Source organism: Cellulomonas sp. Y8 (assembly GCF_008033115.1).
In the GTDB taxonomy this organism is placed as follows: domain Bacteria; phylum Actinomycetota; class Actinomycetes; order Actinomycetales; family Cellulomonadaceae; genus Cellulomonas.
Window position 1 is genome coordinate 972586 of record NZ_CP041203.1, and the last position, 15974, is coordinate 988559.

Sequence of the window (15974 nt, forward strand, 5' to 3'; positions counted from 1 at the left end):
TCGAGATGCCACGAACGGTTTCCTCCTGGACGGCGCCCGGCTGTCCAGGAGGAGACCGCCATGCCCACCATCGCAGCACCCGGCACCACCCCGGAGGAGCGGATCGCGCACTGGCGTTCGCTCGGGTGGGAGCACCTCAGGACGATGATGGAGAGCACACCGACCGGCGGCCCGGCACCAGTCGCCCGCCTCACCGGCGCCGAGACGCGCGTCCGGGTCACGCCGCAGTAGCCAACGGCTGCGGCCGCCAGCCGGCACGGACCTCGCTGTCGAACTCCTCGAGATCGAACACCGGTACCCCGAGGTCGCGGGCTCGAGCGACCCGCGGATCGCGGCATCCTGCAGGCCCCGCCACCACTCCGGCCGCCGTCGCGCGGAGCCTCGTGGCGATCCGCCCGCCGCGGGACTCGACCAGCTCATGAAGACGAGCCAGCGAGCGCTCGTCGACACCCACGAACAGGAAAGACCGTCCAGCGAGCTGGGCGCCCTGCAACGCCTTGGCCACGTGCGTGCCGGGGAGGTTCCGCCGGGTCTCCGGACGCGGCCGCGCTCCGGTGTCTGCGAGCGGCGCGCCCGGCCCATGATCCGGACGCGCCGGGTCGAGGTGCGTCCCCACGTGCTGGCGCTGCCTCGCACGGGCCCGGACCCCGAACCGGCCGCTCCACGGGCGCAGGTACGCCGAGGGAAACCGCACGCCCCCGAGCTCCGCGACCGGGAGCCGACGGCAGCTCGGGCACAGCACTCCGTGCCCGAGGACGGTCTCCGGCGTCGCCAGCACGTGGCTCGCGTACGGCGTCCTCCCGCGCAGACGCTCGGGGCAGTCCGCGTGCGGGCACTCGCGCAACGAGAGCCGCTTCTCATCCGCGGTCATCCACCGCGTGGATCGCACCCAGTTGCGCTCGAACGGAGAGACCGCATGGCGAGCCCGCACCTTCACCTCGCCCGGGCGCTGAGTGCCATTGACCCTCGTCAACGCGACCAGGTCATCGTGCGCCACCCCGAGGTCCGCCGAGATCGCCAGCATCGACGCGGAACCTCCCGCGCGCAGCAGGTAGTCCGCCACCGACCGCGCCAGGTCGTGCGAGTCGTGGCACCACCCCCAGGTCTGCAGCCGTGCCGGGGTCGTGTACGTCGCGGCCACGTGTCGCACGAACCCCTCGTCGAGCCCGCGTACCGAGGCGTCGTCCCCCGTGACCGCCCACCACACGGCTCTGCGGGTCTCCGCCACCGGGCAGTCCAGCAGCGCGTTGACGTAGGTGGACTCGGTCACCTTCTCCCCGAGCCAAGCGCTCAGGCCCTTGTACAGGTAGGAGTTCTTCTTCCCGCTCCCGTCGATGCCACCACTGAGCACCCCGATCTCCGCCATCGAGGCACCCCGGTAGAAGAAGTGCCACGCCCAGACCTCCGAGCCGGTGGCCGCTCGCTCGGGTGACGCGCTGCTCGCGTTGGCCCGGTCGAAGATGCGTCCCGACAGCGGCATCGCGACCTCACGGGCGGCGCCGTCATCGGTCCGCACCGGCAGCACCAGCATGCAGCTCCACTCCAGCTCCCGCCGCCCGGACCGCTGGCTCGTCGCCGGCGCCACACGCAGATCACGGAACAGCGACGCGCACGCACGCTGCAGCCATGCAGGCGCCGACCCCGGGCTGGTCGAGAGCGCGGCCACGACGAACTCCACGGTCGCGGTCGACGCCCACGCCTCCTCGGGCTCGGGTTCGGCCTCGCGACCGCCGACCTCCAGCGCTGCGAGCTCTGCTCTCAGCCCCGCGAGCACCCACTCGGCTCGGTCCCATGCTCGCTTGGCCCGCTCTGCACGCTGCTCGGCGGGAGCGGACTGATCTCTCATTGCCATCCCCCGCAGCTCGTTGTACGTCTCCACCGCTCCGTCGACCCGCATGTCCGCGTCCTTGATCTGCCGCTCCAGGCGGCGGCGATCGGCCTCAATCGCCGTCCGCGCACGAGAAGACCCGCGGCGCCCGGGCTCGTCCCACAGCGGGAGGATCACGTCTCCTACGGTCGACAGGGCGTCCTCGGCTGCCGCGGCCAAGCTCCGGTGCCATTCCCGCGGCCGGATGGTCGCCACGCGCTGCGCATCCCCGCACCACTTCTTCCACGCGGCGCCCGCCCGCTCGGGACCGACGTAGACCTTGTAGATGCTGCCGGCCGGCATGACCTTCCACGTCCCGCGCTCGTCCTGCCAGGGGTCGAGGCCGGCGAACGGCAGCACGTGCCCGCTGAGCTGCCGAGGCTTGCGGCCCTTCGGGTAGCGCAGCGCCAGGACCCGGTCCCACTCCTCATCCGACACCCCCCACCCGCCCTCAGGGAGCGGCATGTCGATGCTGCATACGACAACCCGCTTGCCGTCCTCCGCCCGCTCGAGCTCGAGGTCCAGCCCGTCGAGCTCAAGATCGACCTTCTGCTTCACGCGCTTGGTGAAGCGTCCGCTGCGCCAGCCCTCGATCCAACGCTCCGCGAACAGCGACCGGGCGGCCTCCGCCCAGCCGGACGGGTCCGTGTCCTGCAGGAGCAGCCCCCGCTTCCGGTTCGTGGGCAGGCGCGACTCCAGGCCCCGCTCCGCCATCAGCTCACCGACCGCATGCCAGTCGCTCGAGCCGGTGGCCTCTCCTGCGAGGATGCGATCCACCAGGAGCCGCAGCGTCCGGCGGGCGGCCTCAACGTCGTCGGTCACAGAGAGCCTGTGCTTGTCGACCGTCTCGACCGGCATGCCGTTGCGGCGGTCGCGTTCCCGCACGACCGCAGGTCCGTGGGTGAACGGGGCCAGCTTGATGTCCTCGTAGAACCGGCCGTGCGCCTGCATCACGACCTCGGCCCGGTTCATGCCCACGATCACGGCGCTCGCGTTGTTCGACGCCATCATCGAACCGAACTGGAACATCCCAGCATCGCGCGACCGGGTCATGTCGTACGTCTGCGGGATGTGCGCGATCGCCCGGCACCGCGTGAGCGTCTCCTTCAGGTTCTCGCCATGGCGGACGTCGCGCACGATCCGCTCGTGCTCGCGCGCGTACAGGTGGGGTCGGTAGTCGTCGTCGTTTCGACTCCCGAACGCCGCCATGGCTCGCACCACCGACGAGATGACCTCGGTCGAGGCGTTACCTGCGCGGTCCTTGGTCTCGGCCTCGAGGTTGGAGGCCCGAGCACTGGAGAGCAGGTACACGAAGAAGGTGCGCCCCACGTGGAGGAGTACGCCGATCTGTGCGCGCTTGGACCCGCCAGGAGCGTGGTACTGGCGGATGACGAACACGGCGTCGCCGAGCTCCCGGCGACGCGCCTCGCCGGTGCTGTCGCGACGCACCACGTCGAAACCGAGGTCGATCGCACTCGCGACATCGGGATCCCGCCGGTCCGCGGCCGCGAACGACGTGGCCGCCGAGGCGAGCCAGTCGTCGACGGACGTGGACGAGGTCCGCATGGCGCGGACGGCTGAGATCAACCTGCCGGAGCGAGTGAACTCCTCCTCGCAGCGGCGCCGCAGCCACCGCTCCAGCTCCATGTGCCGACTGCCCTGGTACCGCGACCTGCTGCTCACTGCAACCCTCCGTCTCGTGCTGACGGAGGCACGGTGCCGGGTCGTCGACGCTGCGCAATGAGCTACGGGAAACCGGGCCGTCGAGATCGAGCAGGACCGTTCGATGCGGACGAACCACTTCTCGCAGGTCAGCGATCATGCAGGTCAGGCCGGTAGGGGGCGGGCATCACAGGGCGGAGTGGCGTCATCCTGGTGCGTCCGGAGCTCGCTGGATGTCGCGGCGACACGATGGCGGCCGCGAGCGAGCCGGCCGTGTTCGGAGCCGGGCAGGGATCCTCGCGAGATCGGCATCGCCGTCGGCTCCGGGCTCGGCTGGGTCGCCGCCGTCGAACGCGTACCGCGGCGCTACCGGATCTTCCAGCGCCGCCGCTCCGCGTCTCGGCCCTGACCACGGAGCCGGGCACGTGCAGCGGCGCGTGAAGCCAGCTCCGTCTCGATCTCCTCGCGGAGCGCCGCGAACTTCTCGGCCTGCGCCGCAGTGAGAGCGCGTCGGGGCAGACGCACTGGCCGGAACTCCATCGGCACGAAACCCTCCTTCAGCAGATCCCCGTCCTCGTTGGTGACGGTCGCCTCGCCGCCCTCGCCGTCGGTTCCGGACGACCGGACCACACGTCGCGGCATCATCGCGACGATAGTGCGCGCCAGCGGACAAGGGCGAGGGACGACGTCGACAGGGCAGCCGGTCGAGACGCCGTCCTTGGGCGGAGGCCGCTCAGACGCCAGAAGCCCCTCCCCACTGCGGCACGGTCGTCCACACGCTCACCTCACCCGAGTGCGCCAACCCTCCCTCCCACGCCGGCCCCTCGCCGAAACTGAGACTCCAGAAGGTGCGCGCGGGCAAGCCCCACAGCGCTAGCTCAACGTCCAGCACCCTGAGACCAGCCGCCGCGAGCCGGTCGACGCCTGGCCCCCAGGACACGTCCACATCAACCACCTTCCGATCGCGCTCGATCCCCGCGGCATCGGACAGGACGAACTCGAACCGCTCCGGCCTGCCGTCCGTGAGCTCAGCGTGCACGGTCGCCCGTCCCACGGCGCGCGACGTCCCTCGAGGCTCCCGGCTCACGGCGGCTTCCACCTGGATGACGTGGCCCTGCGAAACCACGGCGAACCGGGCTGACCGCCAGTCCACCGCCAGGCCGAGGAACTCGGCGTCCACATCGATCGCGGCCTGGACACATGCGCGCACCTCGTCACGGGTCGGCCGACCCGCGGGACCGCGGTCCGCCCGCACACACCCAGCTGCCTCCAGAGCGTTCGAAGACAGCTTCCCCCTCCACGGCGCGTCGCCGTCCACGGTGAGCGTGAGGTCTCCGTCGACGGGGAGGGCGCCCACACCTCGATCCCCGAAGAAGAGCTCCGCCTTCAACGAGGTCACTGACTCCACGGTCCGTCGCACGAACTCCCCTTCCTTCGGACTGGTCGCCATCACTCGCTAGTCAAGAAGAGCTGACCTGCTGCATGATCCTGATAAGTCACACCAGCGCGCCCATGCTAACTGCCCAGCTCTCGCGAAGCCCTCGGCAGGCACGGAGGCGGCACGTACGAGAACGGAACCCCATGGACGACACGCCCGACGACAACCGCGGCGGCACGGCCCCCGCACTCCTGACGCTCACCATCACCCAGGCCTCCGGCATGTACCGGATCTCCTCCGCAGGAACCACCAAGTACTACCTCGACCTCGGCAGCGAGCACCTCGTCGTGCGCGCGTGCGGCGCCGGCTCCGGCCGGTTCCCCTTCGACAACGAGTGGTCGACCCTGCTCAGCGTCTCCTCCTACAACCTGAGCACCCGACACCTCGACCACGGCACCATCCGCGTCGGCGAACGCCCCCGGTACACGTTCGACCCCGGACCGACCTGGCCCGACCACGAGTGGCGCTGGCAGCGCATCGTCGAGTCCATCGAGCTCCTGCCCCCGCACGAGGCTGCCACCACCCGCACCCAGTTCCCCCGAGCACTGCAGGGCGGACCCGCATGACCGGCACACCACGCCTTCCCGACCGCCCCCGCCCCACGCCCACGATCACCGACCCGCTCATCGGTCCGCTGTGGACCATCGACGACGTCCTGGCGATCCTCGACAGCCACGACCGCCACCACGTCCACGCCATGGTCACCCGCGGAGACCTCCTCCAGGTCCGCACCAACGACGACTGGGCCCTCTACCCCGCCTTCCAGTTCGACTGGAGCGACGTCCACCCCCCGATCAGCGCCGCCCTCCGACACCTCCGCCGCGCACCCGTCGACGGCTGGACGATCGCCACCTGGTTCTGCCAGCCAGCAGCCGAACTCGCCAACCGATCGCCCCGCGAGTGGATCTACGACCGCAACCTCGACAACACGATCGCGATCCAACTCGCAGCCGACACCGCCGCCCGCTGGTCCACCACCTGACACCGTGCGACCCGACACGACCACCAGCGATCCCTGATCCGCGATCCCCGCGGCCGATCGCTGGCCACGTCAGCGGAACGCTGGCGCCCCGCGATCACGTCCGGTGTCCCGAGCACCGACTACCAAAGTGCTCATGACCCACGCACTGACCTGGCGATCGCCGATCCACATCCCCCACGCCACGATCCGGATCGCGGACGTCCACGCGCCCCTCACCAAGCAGGAGACCTGGCGAGCCGCGCTCAACGGCCACCTGTACCTGCTCGCCGGCACCAGTACCCACCCCGATCGCACCGATCGGATCGCCGGCTACGTCGGCATCAGCGAGCACCACACCAGTGGACGCGCCTGGGCCTCCCTCACCCGCTGGGTCCGATCCATCAGCGCACTCGACATCAAGACGATCGCCCTGGTCACCCTCGACAGTCCGCACCCCGATCCCGACGTCCTGCGAGTGATCGAGTGCTCCGTGATCCGGATGCTCAACCCCGAGATCGACCTGCTCAACACCGTCTCCGCCGCGACGACCGCCACCCAGGCGCTCGGGGACCGAGGCGCACACTGGGCCAGATACGGTCACGATCTCGGCACCCACCTGCAGCAACACGCGTTCAGCGGGCGCGCCAACCGGCAGCCATCCCCCGCCCACTCGCTGCGCGAGACCGCCATCCGCGTCGTGCTGGCCTCTCAGCGAGCACTGACGGCCGACGAGATCATCCACGGCGTCCGTGCGCTCGGGGGTCTCACCTACAGCGGGACGTCGCCGCAGGCCACGGTCCGCCGCGACCTGACCATCCGTGAGACGCACGGCCACCCCGGCCCACCGCGAGTGCTGACGACCCGGCACGCCGGCCGGTGCCTGTTCTTTCCCGCCAGCCTCACCGCGACCACCGCCGTCCAGAACTACCTCGATCACCACGCTGATCCCACCGCCGCCTGACGAACCCGCGCCATCCCCAAGGAGCTTCTTGCTCCAGACCAACCGGCTGCCGCAACTCGGCTCACGCCCCACATGACTCCCCCGGATGCGCGCTTTTCCCCCGACGCACCCCGCACCCAGCCCCCGCGTTCACAGCTTCGCCCAGACCCCAAGAAGTCAGATAAAAGAGCAGCGATCCGCCCGGACACGTTATGCCGCAGGTCACGGCTGCGATCGAGACGCGAGCGCGGTCACGCGCGACCGGCCGCACCCGGCCGAACGAAGACACGCACAGCCGTGCGTCGACTGCGCCGACCACCCACCACCGGAACGGTGCCGACTCCACGACCCGCACCGTGCGGGTCCGCTCTGGAGACGCATCGTGCAGCACCGCCCCCGACAGCTTCCCCCGACCGCACCCGTCCGCACCGACGGGCTGCTCGCCGACCACTCCTGGGTGCGGGTCTACCCGCACCGGCTCACCGAGCTCGCACGCACCGGCGTCCTGTCGCCCGCAGCGCTCGAGCTCCTCCTGCACCTCATGACCAGGATCAAGCCGAACTCGGCCACCGTCAGCCCCTGGATCAGCGCCACGACCGCCGCCGAGCTCGGACGGCACCCAGACACCGTCAGCGCCGCTACCACCGAGCTCCGCACCAGCCACGTCCTGACCAAGGACTCCCTGCACGGCACCACGAGCCTCCGGCTCGACCCGACCCTGGTCTACCGGGGCGACAGCAGCGAGCACAGGGACACGCTCCGGGCCTCGCACATCGCGCCGCCGCCCAACCGATGGGTCAAGGTGTTCACCCCCAGCCTGCGCCAACTCATTGCCGACGACCTCGCCGGGAGCCGCATCCGCGTACTCCTACGCCTCATCGCGCTCATCGACACCGGCAGCACCACCCCGGCACTCGGGTCGCCGCGCGCCGCCGCTGCGTACATCGACATGAGCCGGGCCGCCTGGTCCGGCGCCCTTCACTCCCTCGAGCAGGCGGGGTACATCCACCGCACCGCCGCCAGCAACACCGGACCAGTCACCGTGCACCCCGCATACGCATTCCGCGGCAGCTCAGACGCACGCAAAGACGCTCGAACCGCGTGGAACCGACCAGTACGGGACGCCGGACGAAGGGCCTAAGCCCATCCGCCATGCCCGTCGATCAAGAACGACGAGGAGACACGACCTCGCGGGACGAAGCACGATCGCGGTGCCGGTACGCATGAGCCAGGCCCCGCGGTCGTGGCTCACCGTCGATGCCCCGGGCTAGCTCGACGCCCTCAGCAACCGCCAGGCACTGCGGTTCGTGCTCCAGCGCGTCGCCGGAAGCACTTTTCTCCACGAGCCTGAGGAACCGTCTCCGCCGTCTGGCGGTGCGAGCTCAACGCCGAGACGATGCGGAAGACTTCACCAGCGCGGAGCCGACGGCGCCCGAGACGAGTGCAACCAACAGTGAGCCGGCTCCGGGGATCGAGACGCAGAAGGCACCGCAACGCACGCACCGGATGCGAACCGCTGCTCCCGACGGAGGGCGGGCCGCCTGTACCGTCGCGTCGTGCACAACCCCGAGCAACAGCCGGCATGGCAGCGCGACTTCGGGTCGCGCCTCCAACAGCTGCGCACCGAGTCCGCCCTCACGCAGGAACAGCTAGCCTCCGCCTCCGGGCTGGACCGGACCTACATCGCCGGAGTCGAACGCGGACGACGCAACCCCACCCTGGTCACGATCCGACGGCTCGCTATGACGCTGGACATCAGCCCCGCCGACTTCTTCGAACGCCCCTGATCTCAGGACCGCTCAAACGCCCCCGAACGGCCGGCGTCTAGGGTCTTCTCGTGAACGCGAACCGAAGAACGGTGCGCCGCCAGCACACCGTCTCCAAGTTCTACCTCAAGGGCTTCGCCGCCGAGGAGAAGACCCTCACACGCCTCGTCCTGGAGACCGGCAAGTCGCACCCGATCTCCGTCAACGACGCCACCGTCGTCAAGGACTTCTACTCCGTCGAGGACGAAGGCCACCTCGACGACTTCTTCGAAAGACGATTCGCCGAGATCGAAGACCCCGCCGCCATCGCCCTACGCCATGCCATCGACCTCGCATGGCCCCTCGCGCCCCGTGAGCGAGAAGCCATGGCCACCTGGATCGCCCTGCAGCACCTGCGCGGCCACGCCTTGCGTGACGCCACGACCGAGATCCAGTCGCTCATGTACCAGCTCCTGGTCGGCTCGGCCGGCAAGCGCGCCCTGCGCCAGCACATCGAACGAGCCGAGAACACTCCCTGCTCGCCCGCCCGCGTGGACGCCGAGTGGGACGACCTCACCCAACCCGGTGGCACCCGCATCCGACCCGACGCCCGCGACCACCTGCGCCTCATCGTCGACCTGCTCGAGACGACCCGCGAACGCCTGTCCAACCACCGATGGGCGCTGCAGGTCTTCGATCGGAGGACGCTCCTAACCGCCGACCACCCGGTCTCTTTGGTTGCCGCCGAAGACCACCCCAGCTGGCAGGGGGTCGGCATCGCCAACGCAGGCGGATTCGTCCTGCCGCTGTCCCGCCGGCGCAGTCTCGTCATCGTCCCGAGCGCACACCCGCAGCGCGACGTCCTCGGCCCCGGCACGACACACCTCGCGCGGGAGATCAACGCTCTGACGCTCCAAACCGCACGACGCCACGCCTACCACCACCCCGCCGACGCAACGCTCGCCGCCCTACCCACTCGCTGGACGCCCCGCACTCGAGAACTCCACCCCGACTTCGGCGACGACTTCATCAATCCAGACCGGGAACTCACCGAGACCTCCCCCGTCGACCAGGGACGCGTCGATCTGGGCGCGGGCGTCACCCTCGCCGACTTGCCTTGGCCCATCCCCGGACGACAGTTCCGTTGGGCCGAGCCACGCCCGGCACCCGCCGACACCGACACCGACGAGCACGCGCCCGAGCCTGTCTGACGGCGGCTCAGGCGGAGTCTTCGGTGTGGCATAGGCGGACGGCGGCGGTCGAGCAGCTCACGCTGCATGCTCGACAAAAGCTCTCCATCATGGTGTTGTCCACGCTCGAGGCGACCCGGCCCATCGACCCGAGCAGCCCGGCTTGGCGCAGCCGGTGCCCGAAGATCCACGACGTGTACTGGCTGCCGCGGTCCGCGTGGACGATCGCCCCGGGTGCGGGGTGGCGCCGCCAGATCGCCATCTGTACCGCGTCGACGACCCGCTCGGAGCGCATGTGGTCGGCGATCGACCAGCGGGGTCTTCAAGGATTGCGGAGCAGCAGGTCAGCGCCCACTTTCTACGAAGCCGCGTGACGGTCCGCACCCGTCTCACCACGGATTCAGCACCCACCCATTTCGGGCGCGAACTGCGCCCCATAGGCACCGTCAGGAGCGAGCCGCCTGACTCCCGGAGCGTGAAGCACCGCTCCGGCCGACCGTGGAGCGGCTCCTCGAACTGACCCGCCCGGGGCGGTCCAGAGACCGACCCGGCCCGCCCGACCACGCGCTCCTGCAGTGGCTAAACGTCGCCACTCGACACGAGCTGCTGGGCCACGTGGCGAGCGAACACGGGGTCAGAGTGGATGCGCGCCACCACATCGTCGGCGATCCGGTTCACGTCAATGGGTCCGGCGAGCTCAACTGGCGGACCCTGCGAGAACTGGACGTCCACTCGTCCGTCGTACGCGCTCTCGCCGTTGTCGCCGTAGGCGGTGAGCACGTGATCCATGACGAGCTGCACCTTCGACGTGAAGATCTCGACGGTGTACGGCGTCTCGGGCAAGCCCTGGTCCAGGATGCGCCGAATCGTGCTGTCGACGTCGTTCTTGACGTCGACCTTGCGACGCCAGTCCTGGACGAGCTTGTCGTGGAGACGCTCCAGCAACTTCTTGGCGCTGGCCTTCACCGTCTCGCGCTCGTCGTCAGTCAGCACCGGTTCGGGCTGAGTCAAGAGGTCGAAGATCGCGAGCTCTTCCTCGGTTAGTCCCTCCCGTGCGCAACGCTCCTCTTCCTTCGTCAGGGTTTGGGACAGTTCGACCAGGCGGCGGAGGTATTCGTCAATGTTCACGCTGCCGGCGTTGTAGTCGTCAATGAGCTGCTCGATCCGCTCGACCAACTCGTACCGGGTCGGGTTGCGCACCGCCGCGCCGATCGCCTGCTGACGGAGCAACTGCGCCAGCCGATCGGTCTCTGCTCGCTCGCGGCCTGCGAACCTGGCGGCCAGGCCCTCGAAGTCGATCTGCGACAGATCAATCAGGGGGTCCGGCTTCGTCCCCTCGGCCGCTGCCCGGATGACGTACTCCTCGGCACCCACCGACCGGTCGAGCAAGGCGTCGACCGCATCGGCGACGGCTCCGATGTCGGCCTCGGGCGGGCGCGTGACCTCCGCGACGCGTTCGGCGATCACCCGGATCGCGGCGACGTTGCCCTGCTGGGCAGCGGCTCTCGGATCGGGCAGCAGGGCCTTGAAGAGCTTGCGGGCCTGACGGGCCTTCTGCTGGAAGTCGGTGCGCGTCTCCTCGTCCACGAGTAGCGCCTCGACGGCGGCGTCGCGCTTGGCCACGTGGTCGAACCCTTCGGCGTCGCGCATCGCCGCGAGGTCCACTCCAACGCCCGAGCAGAAGTCGAACACCGCTGCCACGGCCGCATCCAGCTCGCCCGCGAGGGCGTCGATGATCTCGATGGGCGACTCGCCGGCGTTGGCGGCCCCGTAGATCGCCAGGGCCTTCTCCAGGTTCCTGAAGACGCCGACGTAGTCGACGATGAGACCGTTGTCCTTCTCCGGGAAGACACGGTTGGCGCGGGCGATCGTCTGCATCAGGGTGTGGTTGCGCATCGGTCGGTCGAGGTACACGGTCGAGACGCTGGGAGCGTCGAAGCCGGTCATCCACATCGCGCAGACGAACACCAGCCGCAGCGGGTCGTCCGGGTCCTTGAACTTCTCGGCGAGGTCCTCCCGGTTCATCCGCTCGCGGTGCGGGCGGATGTCGAGACCGAGGTCGTCGAGCATCTTGAGCTCGTTCTGGCTCTGCGAGACCACCACCGCCATGTCGGTGGTCTCCATCAGCTCGATTCGCGACGCCAGCCAGGGGCGCTCCAGCTCGGGAAGCGCATCGTGCTCAGCCCTCAACTCGTCCAGATGTTCGGCCCACGCCTCCCGGACCAGGTTGTACATCCGTACAGCGGCGGCCTTGTCGAGCCCGACGTACATCGCCTTGCCGCTGAATCCGCGGCCGACGAAGTGAGCGACAAGGTCCTTGGCGATGGTCTTCAGGCGCTCGGGACGGGTCAGCAACGTGTACTGGGTGCCGAAGGCGCGTGCCAGCTGGCCCTCGGCGTCTTCGTCGAGCTCGGCCTCCTCGAGGAGGGCATTGAGTTCGTCGGAGAAGTTCTCGTTGACCAGTTGGAGTTCGGGGATGCGGTTCTCGTAGTAGAGCGGGACCGTCGCGCCGTCCTCGATGGCGTCGCGGAAGTTGTAGACGCTGACGTAGTCGCCGAACTGCTCGCGGGTGGCCTGTTCCTCGCCGGCGATCAGCGGGGTGCCGGTGAAGCCCATCATCGAGGCGTGCGGCAGCGCAGTGCGCATGTTGAGGGCGAGTGTGTCGTACTGGCTGCGGTGCGCCTCATCGGTGATGACGATGACGTCGGAGCGATTCGACAGCACCGGCATCTGCCGCTCCCCCAGCGCCTTGGAGGGCTGGAACTTCTGGATGAGTGTGAACACGTACCGGTGGTCGGCGGCCAGCAGCTCGCGCAGGTGCGCGACGGACTGGGCATGCACCCGGGCCTCGGGCGAGATCGCACCGGCGTCCGCGAACTCGCCGTGGAGCTGAGTGTCGAGCTCGGTGCGGTCGGTGACCATGACGAAGGTCCACTTGCCTGGCACCTGGCGCAGCACCTTCTGGGTGAACCACAGCATCGACAGCGACTTGCCCGAGCCTTGCGTGTGCCAGAAGACGCCGAGTCGCGTGTCCTGCTCGGCGCGCGCGCGGTGGAGGTTGTCGATGGCTGCGTTGACGCCGAGGTACTGGTGGGAGCGCGCCATGACCTTGATCAGGCCGCCGGGGCGTTCCATGTACGCCATGAAGTTCTCGAGCAGGTCCAGCAGGACCGCGGGGTCGCAGGTGCCTCGTAGCGCCGTTTCCAGCGCGACCGCCCCGCGGGCGCCATGGGCGTCGATGACCAACCAGTCGTTGAAGAACTCCCACGGCGCGTAGGTGGACCCGACCTTGGCCTGACTGCCGTTGGACAGCAGCACGAAGCAGTTCGGGATGAACAGCTTCGGAATGGTGTCGCGGTAGTCGGTCAGGTTGTTGTCGTACGCCGACTTGACCGACTCGTTGGGTTCCTTGAATTCCATCACCACCAACGGGATGCCGTTGACGAAAAGCGCGACATCGAGGCGCCGGCTGTGCAGGTTGCCCTTGACCCACATCTGCTGCACAGCCAGCAGGTCGTTGTTCGTCGGGAGACCAAAGTCCAGGAACCTGAGCGTCTCGATCTGTTGCTCGCCGCGGTCGTCCGTCCACTCGGCCCGGTAACCGTCACGGAGGAGTTCGTGCACCTCTCGGTTGGCACGCACCCGGTCCATGACCGTACGGTCCTTCGTCAGGGCCTCGATAGCCTCGTTGATCGCCGCGTCAGGGACGTGCTCGGGGTTGAGCTTGCGCATCGCGAACCGCAGCCGGTGAGTGAGCACGACGTCGTGCTGCGAGTCACGACCGACCGTTCCTTCCGGCCCGAGGACCTCGTGGAACGCGTCAACCGGCGCCCAGCCGAGCTGTTCCAGCAACTCCATGCTCGGCTTCTCCACGTACAGGTACTCCGCCCCCGTCGGCACCATCACGCCACCGCACCCTCAACCAGCGTCCCGAGGTTGAGCGCCGACACGTCGATCTGCCCGGTCACCAGCTTCGGCAGCAAGAGGTCGCGGAGCGCGGTCAACCGACGATTCTCAAACATCAGCGTCTCGGCCAGCCCGAGTTGGTCTCGCGCCATCCTAGTGAAAGCCGCGGACAGTCTCTCCGGGGGAACGGCGACCGGCCACTGACCGAGCACCTTCCAGTCGGCACGCGGCATCTTCGTCCCGTTGGAGGTTTGGGTGGCGTGAGCGACGAACTCAACGCTTGACGTCAGCATGACGACTTGGCCCCAGTGTGGTTCCAGCGGTCGGATGACGATCGCGTCGGTCGAGCTGATGCCATCTATCGGCGCGACGCTGACTTTGTGGAAGTAGGGCCTGATCTTCCCGAACAGCACGTCGCCCTTCGTGAACACTGCCTTGCGGCTGCCCTGGTCCCCCGCTCTACCCCAGGCATCGAGGGTGATCTGCCCTCTGGGGATGTGCTCCAGTCCCACTGCGGCTATACCCGGATCGAGGGTAGACGGATCAACTGTGTCCTTGACGATGCGCACAAGGTCGTCAACGTTGCCCCACTCCCACCCCTCAGGGATCGGGCCGATGGCGGAGTCGACCAGGGGCACGTCGCCGCGGCCGGGGTAGCGGAACTTCACGAACCACTCGCGGTAGATCGCCCGCGCCACCTCCTCCAGCACCTCAACCCGGCGCCGGTTGTTCTCGATCAGGTCGTCGAAGTGCTTGAGCACCTTCGCGATCCGCCGTTGTGTGTCGACGGCAGGGACCTCGATCTCCAACGCGGAGAGGTTGCCCCCAGTGATGCCCGACACAGCCGTGCGAGCCGCGATCGAGGCCATGCGAGCTCGACCCTGCGGCGATTTGAAGTAGTAGAAGAGGAATCGAGAGTCCGCCCGCTCGGGATTGGGACGCGCACGAATCATCGAAGACTCGAATGTCAGCGCTTCAGGCGGATCAACGACGATCGAGCACTTTCCTGCTCCTGCCAGGACGAAGGAGCGTCGGGCAAACAGGAGGTCGCCGTCGCGAAGCTCCGACTTCTTCCACTCGGTCGGCGTCAGTTCGATGCGGGAGTCGGGTTGGTCCGAGAGGGTGTCGAATGCGAACAACTCCTTCATGTTAACGAGCCGCACCCCGGAGCCGTGAAACTCCTTTGGCTTGTAGACGCCGTTTCGTACCGGCTCGGCGAGCAGATCCTGGAACTGCACTCGGCTCATGCGTCGAGAATCCCTTGAACAGCGCCACAGCGAGGCCGGACCCGGCATCAGCGCCTGCACTCGCCACGACGGCCGACTCGCTGCGAGGAGCCTGCCCTCAACGTCGCGGGCACGCGCAAGGACCTGACCCTCGAGAGCTCGCACAGTCGTATGCCCCGTCCGCTTGCGTCACCGACGCGCGACGCCGTCAGTCGTCCGGATCACCGATCTCCGCGGCGAGGGTGCTCTTCGCCTGAACGACCTCGGCTGCCTCCCACTGAGCGTCCAGGAACGTCCGCACAGCGTCGGCCCCCGGCTCAGGCACAGGCGCGATCGTCGTGAAGTGCTTGTGCAGCCCGTTCAGGGACGCGCCGATCGTCGACACCGCTCCGTCCTCGGCCATGAGGTACCGGTCGTGCTGTGCCCTGGGGGGCAGGCACCGAACCTCAAGAGCACGTCCTTGGGCTTCAGCCGCGCCCACGATCAGCTCGAGCACCGTCCGGTCCGATGCTGCGCGACATAGCAGCACCCGGTCGATGGATGTCGCGTCCATCAGCCACGGGAACAGGTCGTCCTTGAAGTACGGGTCGACGAGCATCCCGGCTTTGGCAGCCGCGACCGCACCGGTGAGCGTGACCAGGTTGAGCGGGTTCTCCGGGGAGAGGATGACCAGACCCTCCGGCGCATCAGGCGCCTCGGGCGCGGCCTGCTCGTGGGCGCTGACGATCGCTCGGCCGGCTTCGGTCAGCCATAGGGACGAGCCGTCCGCCCAGCCTACTGAGCGGAGGTACCCCCCGTATTGACGGCTCTGCATCAGGAGCCGCTCGATGCCGCTCGACAAAGACGTCGCGCCGAGAATCGGGATCTCGCCAGGAGGTGTCAGTGCGAGCCAAGCGTCAAGGTGCGCATCCGCGACCCCCGACCCGCCATCGTTCAGCATCCCGACGTATCGCAGAGCGCGTACGAGGTCGCTGGGTATGAGATCACCGATCACGCAGACAACGTATCGATCAGAGGCGGCTCCGGTTATCTCGATGGC

The 15974-nt window shown here is 68.6% G+C and carries 14 protein-coding genes; 7 read left to right on the forward strand and 7 right to left on the reverse strand.

Translation table 11 applies throughout. The features are described from left to right. Window positions 1–60 precede the first annotated feature (60 nt). Entirely contained in the window at window positions 61–231 is a 171-nt protein-coding gene (locus tag FKM96_RS20530) for a hypothetical protein (protein WP_168216879.1), read from the forward strand. Here the strand turns inward: FKM96_RS20530 and FKM96_RS04385 are convergent. The 3 genes from FKM96_RS04385 to FKM96_RS04395 all read right to left on the reverse strand — a co-directional run bounded on the left by FKM96_RS04385 (window position 218) and on the right by FKM96_RS04395 (window position 4979). Further along, a complete protein-coding gene (locus tag FKM96_RS04385) occupies window positions 218–3514 on the reverse strand; it encodes a hypothetical protein (RefSeq protein WP_147794207.1) in 3297 nt (1098 codons plus the stop codon). The two genes, FKM96_RS20530 and FKM96_RS04385, sit on opposite strands and share 14 nt — an antisense overlap. 381 nt (window positions 3515–3895) lie before the next feature. Next, the gene (locus FKM96_RS04390; RefSeq protein WP_147794208.1) at window positions 3896–4171 is read right to left on the reverse strand and encodes a hypothetical protein; all 276 of its coding nucleotides are present in this window, start codon (window positions 4169–4171) and stop codon (window positions 3896–3898) included. Window positions 4172–4262: 91 nt separating this feature from the next. Then, window positions 4263–4979 (reverse strand): hypothetical protein, encoded by a 717-nt coding sequence (locus tag FKM96_RS04395; RefSeq protein ID WP_147794209.1) that lies wholly within the window; start codon window positions 4977–4979, stop codon window positions 4263–4265. 131 nt (window positions 4980–5110) lie between these two features. On the opposite strand from FKM96_RS04395, the gene FKM96_RS04400 reads away from it, so the two are divergent. The 6 genes from FKM96_RS04400 (at window position 5111) to FKM96_RS04425 (ending at window position 9824) form a co-directional block, all read left to right on the forward strand. Further along, window positions 5111–5533 (forward strand): hypothetical protein, encoded by a 423-nt coding sequence (locus FKM96_RS04400; RefSeq protein WP_147794210.1) that lies wholly within the window; start codon window positions 5111–5113, stop codon window positions 5531–5533. Then, the gene (locus FKM96_RS04405; protein WP_147794211.1) at window positions 5530–5949 is read left to right on the forward strand and encodes a hypothetical protein; all 420 of its coding nucleotides are present in this window, start codon (window positions 5530–5532) and stop codon (window positions 5947–5949) included. Before FKM96_RS04400 ends, FKM96_RS04405 begins: the two co-directional genes overlap by 4 nt. Before the next feature lie 133 nt (window positions 5950–6082). After that, on the forward strand, window positions 6083–6889 hold the full coding sequence (locus FKM96_RS04410; protein WP_147794212.1) for a hypothetical protein: 807 nt from the start codon (window positions 6083–6085) through the stop codon (window positions 6887–6889). A 361-nt stretch (window positions 6890–7250) separates the two neighbouring features. Further along, a complete protein-coding gene (locus tag FKM96_RS04415) occupies window positions 7251–8009 on the forward strand; it encodes a hypothetical protein (protein WP_147794213.1) in 759 nt (252 codons plus the stop codon). Window positions 8010–8424: 415 nt separating this feature from the next. After that, window positions 8425–8655: a helix-turn-helix domain-containing protein gene (locus tag FKM96_RS04420; RefSeq protein ID WP_147794214.1), complete on the forward strand. Its 231-nt coding sequence runs from the start codon at window positions 8425–8427 to the stop codon at window positions 8653–8655. A 50-nt stretch (window positions 8656–8705) separates the two neighbouring features. Beyond that, complete coding sequence (locus FKM96_RS04425) at window positions 8706–9824, forward strand: DUF4238 domain-containing protein (protein WP_147794215.1); 1119 nt, start codon at window positions 8706–8708, stop codon at window positions 9822–9824. 7 nt (window positions 9825–9831) lie between these two features. Here FKM96_RS04425 and FKM96_RS04430 read toward each other — a convergent pair whose 3' ends face one another. The 4 genes from FKM96_RS04430 to FKM96_RS04445 form a co-directional block, all read right to left on the reverse strand. Next, window positions 9832–10098: a DDE-type integrase/transposase/recombinase gene (locus FKM96_RS04430; RefSeq protein ID WP_147794216.1), complete on the reverse strand. Its 267-nt coding sequence runs from the start codon at window positions 10096–10098 to the stop codon at window positions 9832–9834. Between the two features lie 284 nt (window positions 10099–10382). Beyond that, on the reverse strand, window positions 10383–13706 hold the full coding sequence (locus tag FKM96_RS04435; protein WP_147796917.1) for a type I restriction endonuclease subunit R: 3324 nt from the start codon (window positions 13704–13706) through the stop codon (window positions 10383–10385). Further along, window positions 13706–14956: a restriction endonuclease subunit S gene (locus FKM96_RS04440; RefSeq protein ID WP_168216880.1), complete on the reverse strand. Its 1251-nt coding sequence runs from the start codon at window positions 14954–14956 to the stop codon at window positions 13706–13708. The genes FKM96_RS04435 and FKM96_RS04440 overlap by 1 nt, the downstream gene beginning before the upstream one ends. Window positions 14957–15143: 187 nt before the next feature. After that, window positions 15144–15929: a hypothetical protein gene (locus tag FKM96_RS04445; RefSeq protein WP_147794218.1), complete on the reverse strand. Its 786-nt coding sequence runs from the start codon at window positions 15927–15929 to the stop codon at window positions 15144–15146. Window positions 15930–15974 lie beyond the last annotated feature (45 nt).

Bases quoted from the DNA above. Each gene is read 5' to 3' on its own strand.
- FKM96_RS20530 (WP_168216879.1), top strand. From the start codon at position 61: ATGCCCACCATCGCAGCACCCGGCACCACCCCGGAGGAGCGGATCGCG.
- FKM96_RS04385 (WP_147794207.1), bottom strand. From the start codon at position 3,514: ATGGAGCTGGAGCGGTGGCTGCGGCGCCGCTGCGAGGAGGAGTTCACT.
- FKM96_RS04390 (WP_147794208.1), bottom strand. From the start codon at position 4,171: ATGCCGCGACGTGTGGTCCGGTCGTCCGGAACCGACGGCGAGGGCGGC.
- FKM96_RS04395 (WP_147794209.1), bottom strand. From the start codon at position 4,979: ATGGCGACCAGTCCGAAGGAAGGGGAGTTCGTGCGACGGACCGTGGAG.
- FKM96_RS04400 (WP_147794210.1), top strand. From the start codon at position 5,111: ATGGACGACACGCCCGACGACAACCGCGGCGGCACGGCCCCCGCACTC.
- FKM96_RS04405 (WP_147794211.1), top strand. From the start codon at position 5,530: ATGACCGGCACACCACGCCTTCCCGACCGCCCCCGCCCCACGCCCACG.
- FKM96_RS04410 (WP_147794212.1), top strand. From the start codon at position 6,083: ATGACCCACGCACTGACCTGGCGATCGCCGATCCACATCCCCCACGCC.
- FKM96_RS04430 (WP_147794216.1), bottom strand. From the start codon at position 10,098: ATGCGCTCCGAGCGGGTCGTCGACGCGGTACAGATGGCGATCTGGCGG.
- FKM96_RS04435 (WP_147796917.1), bottom strand. From the start codon at position 13,706: ATGGTGCCGACGGGGGCGGAGTACCTGTACGTGGAGAAGCCGAGCATG.
- FKM96_RS04440 (WP_168216880.1), bottom strand. From the start codon at position 14,956: ATGAGCCGAGTGCAGTTCCAGGATCTGCTCGCCGAGCCGGTACGAAAC.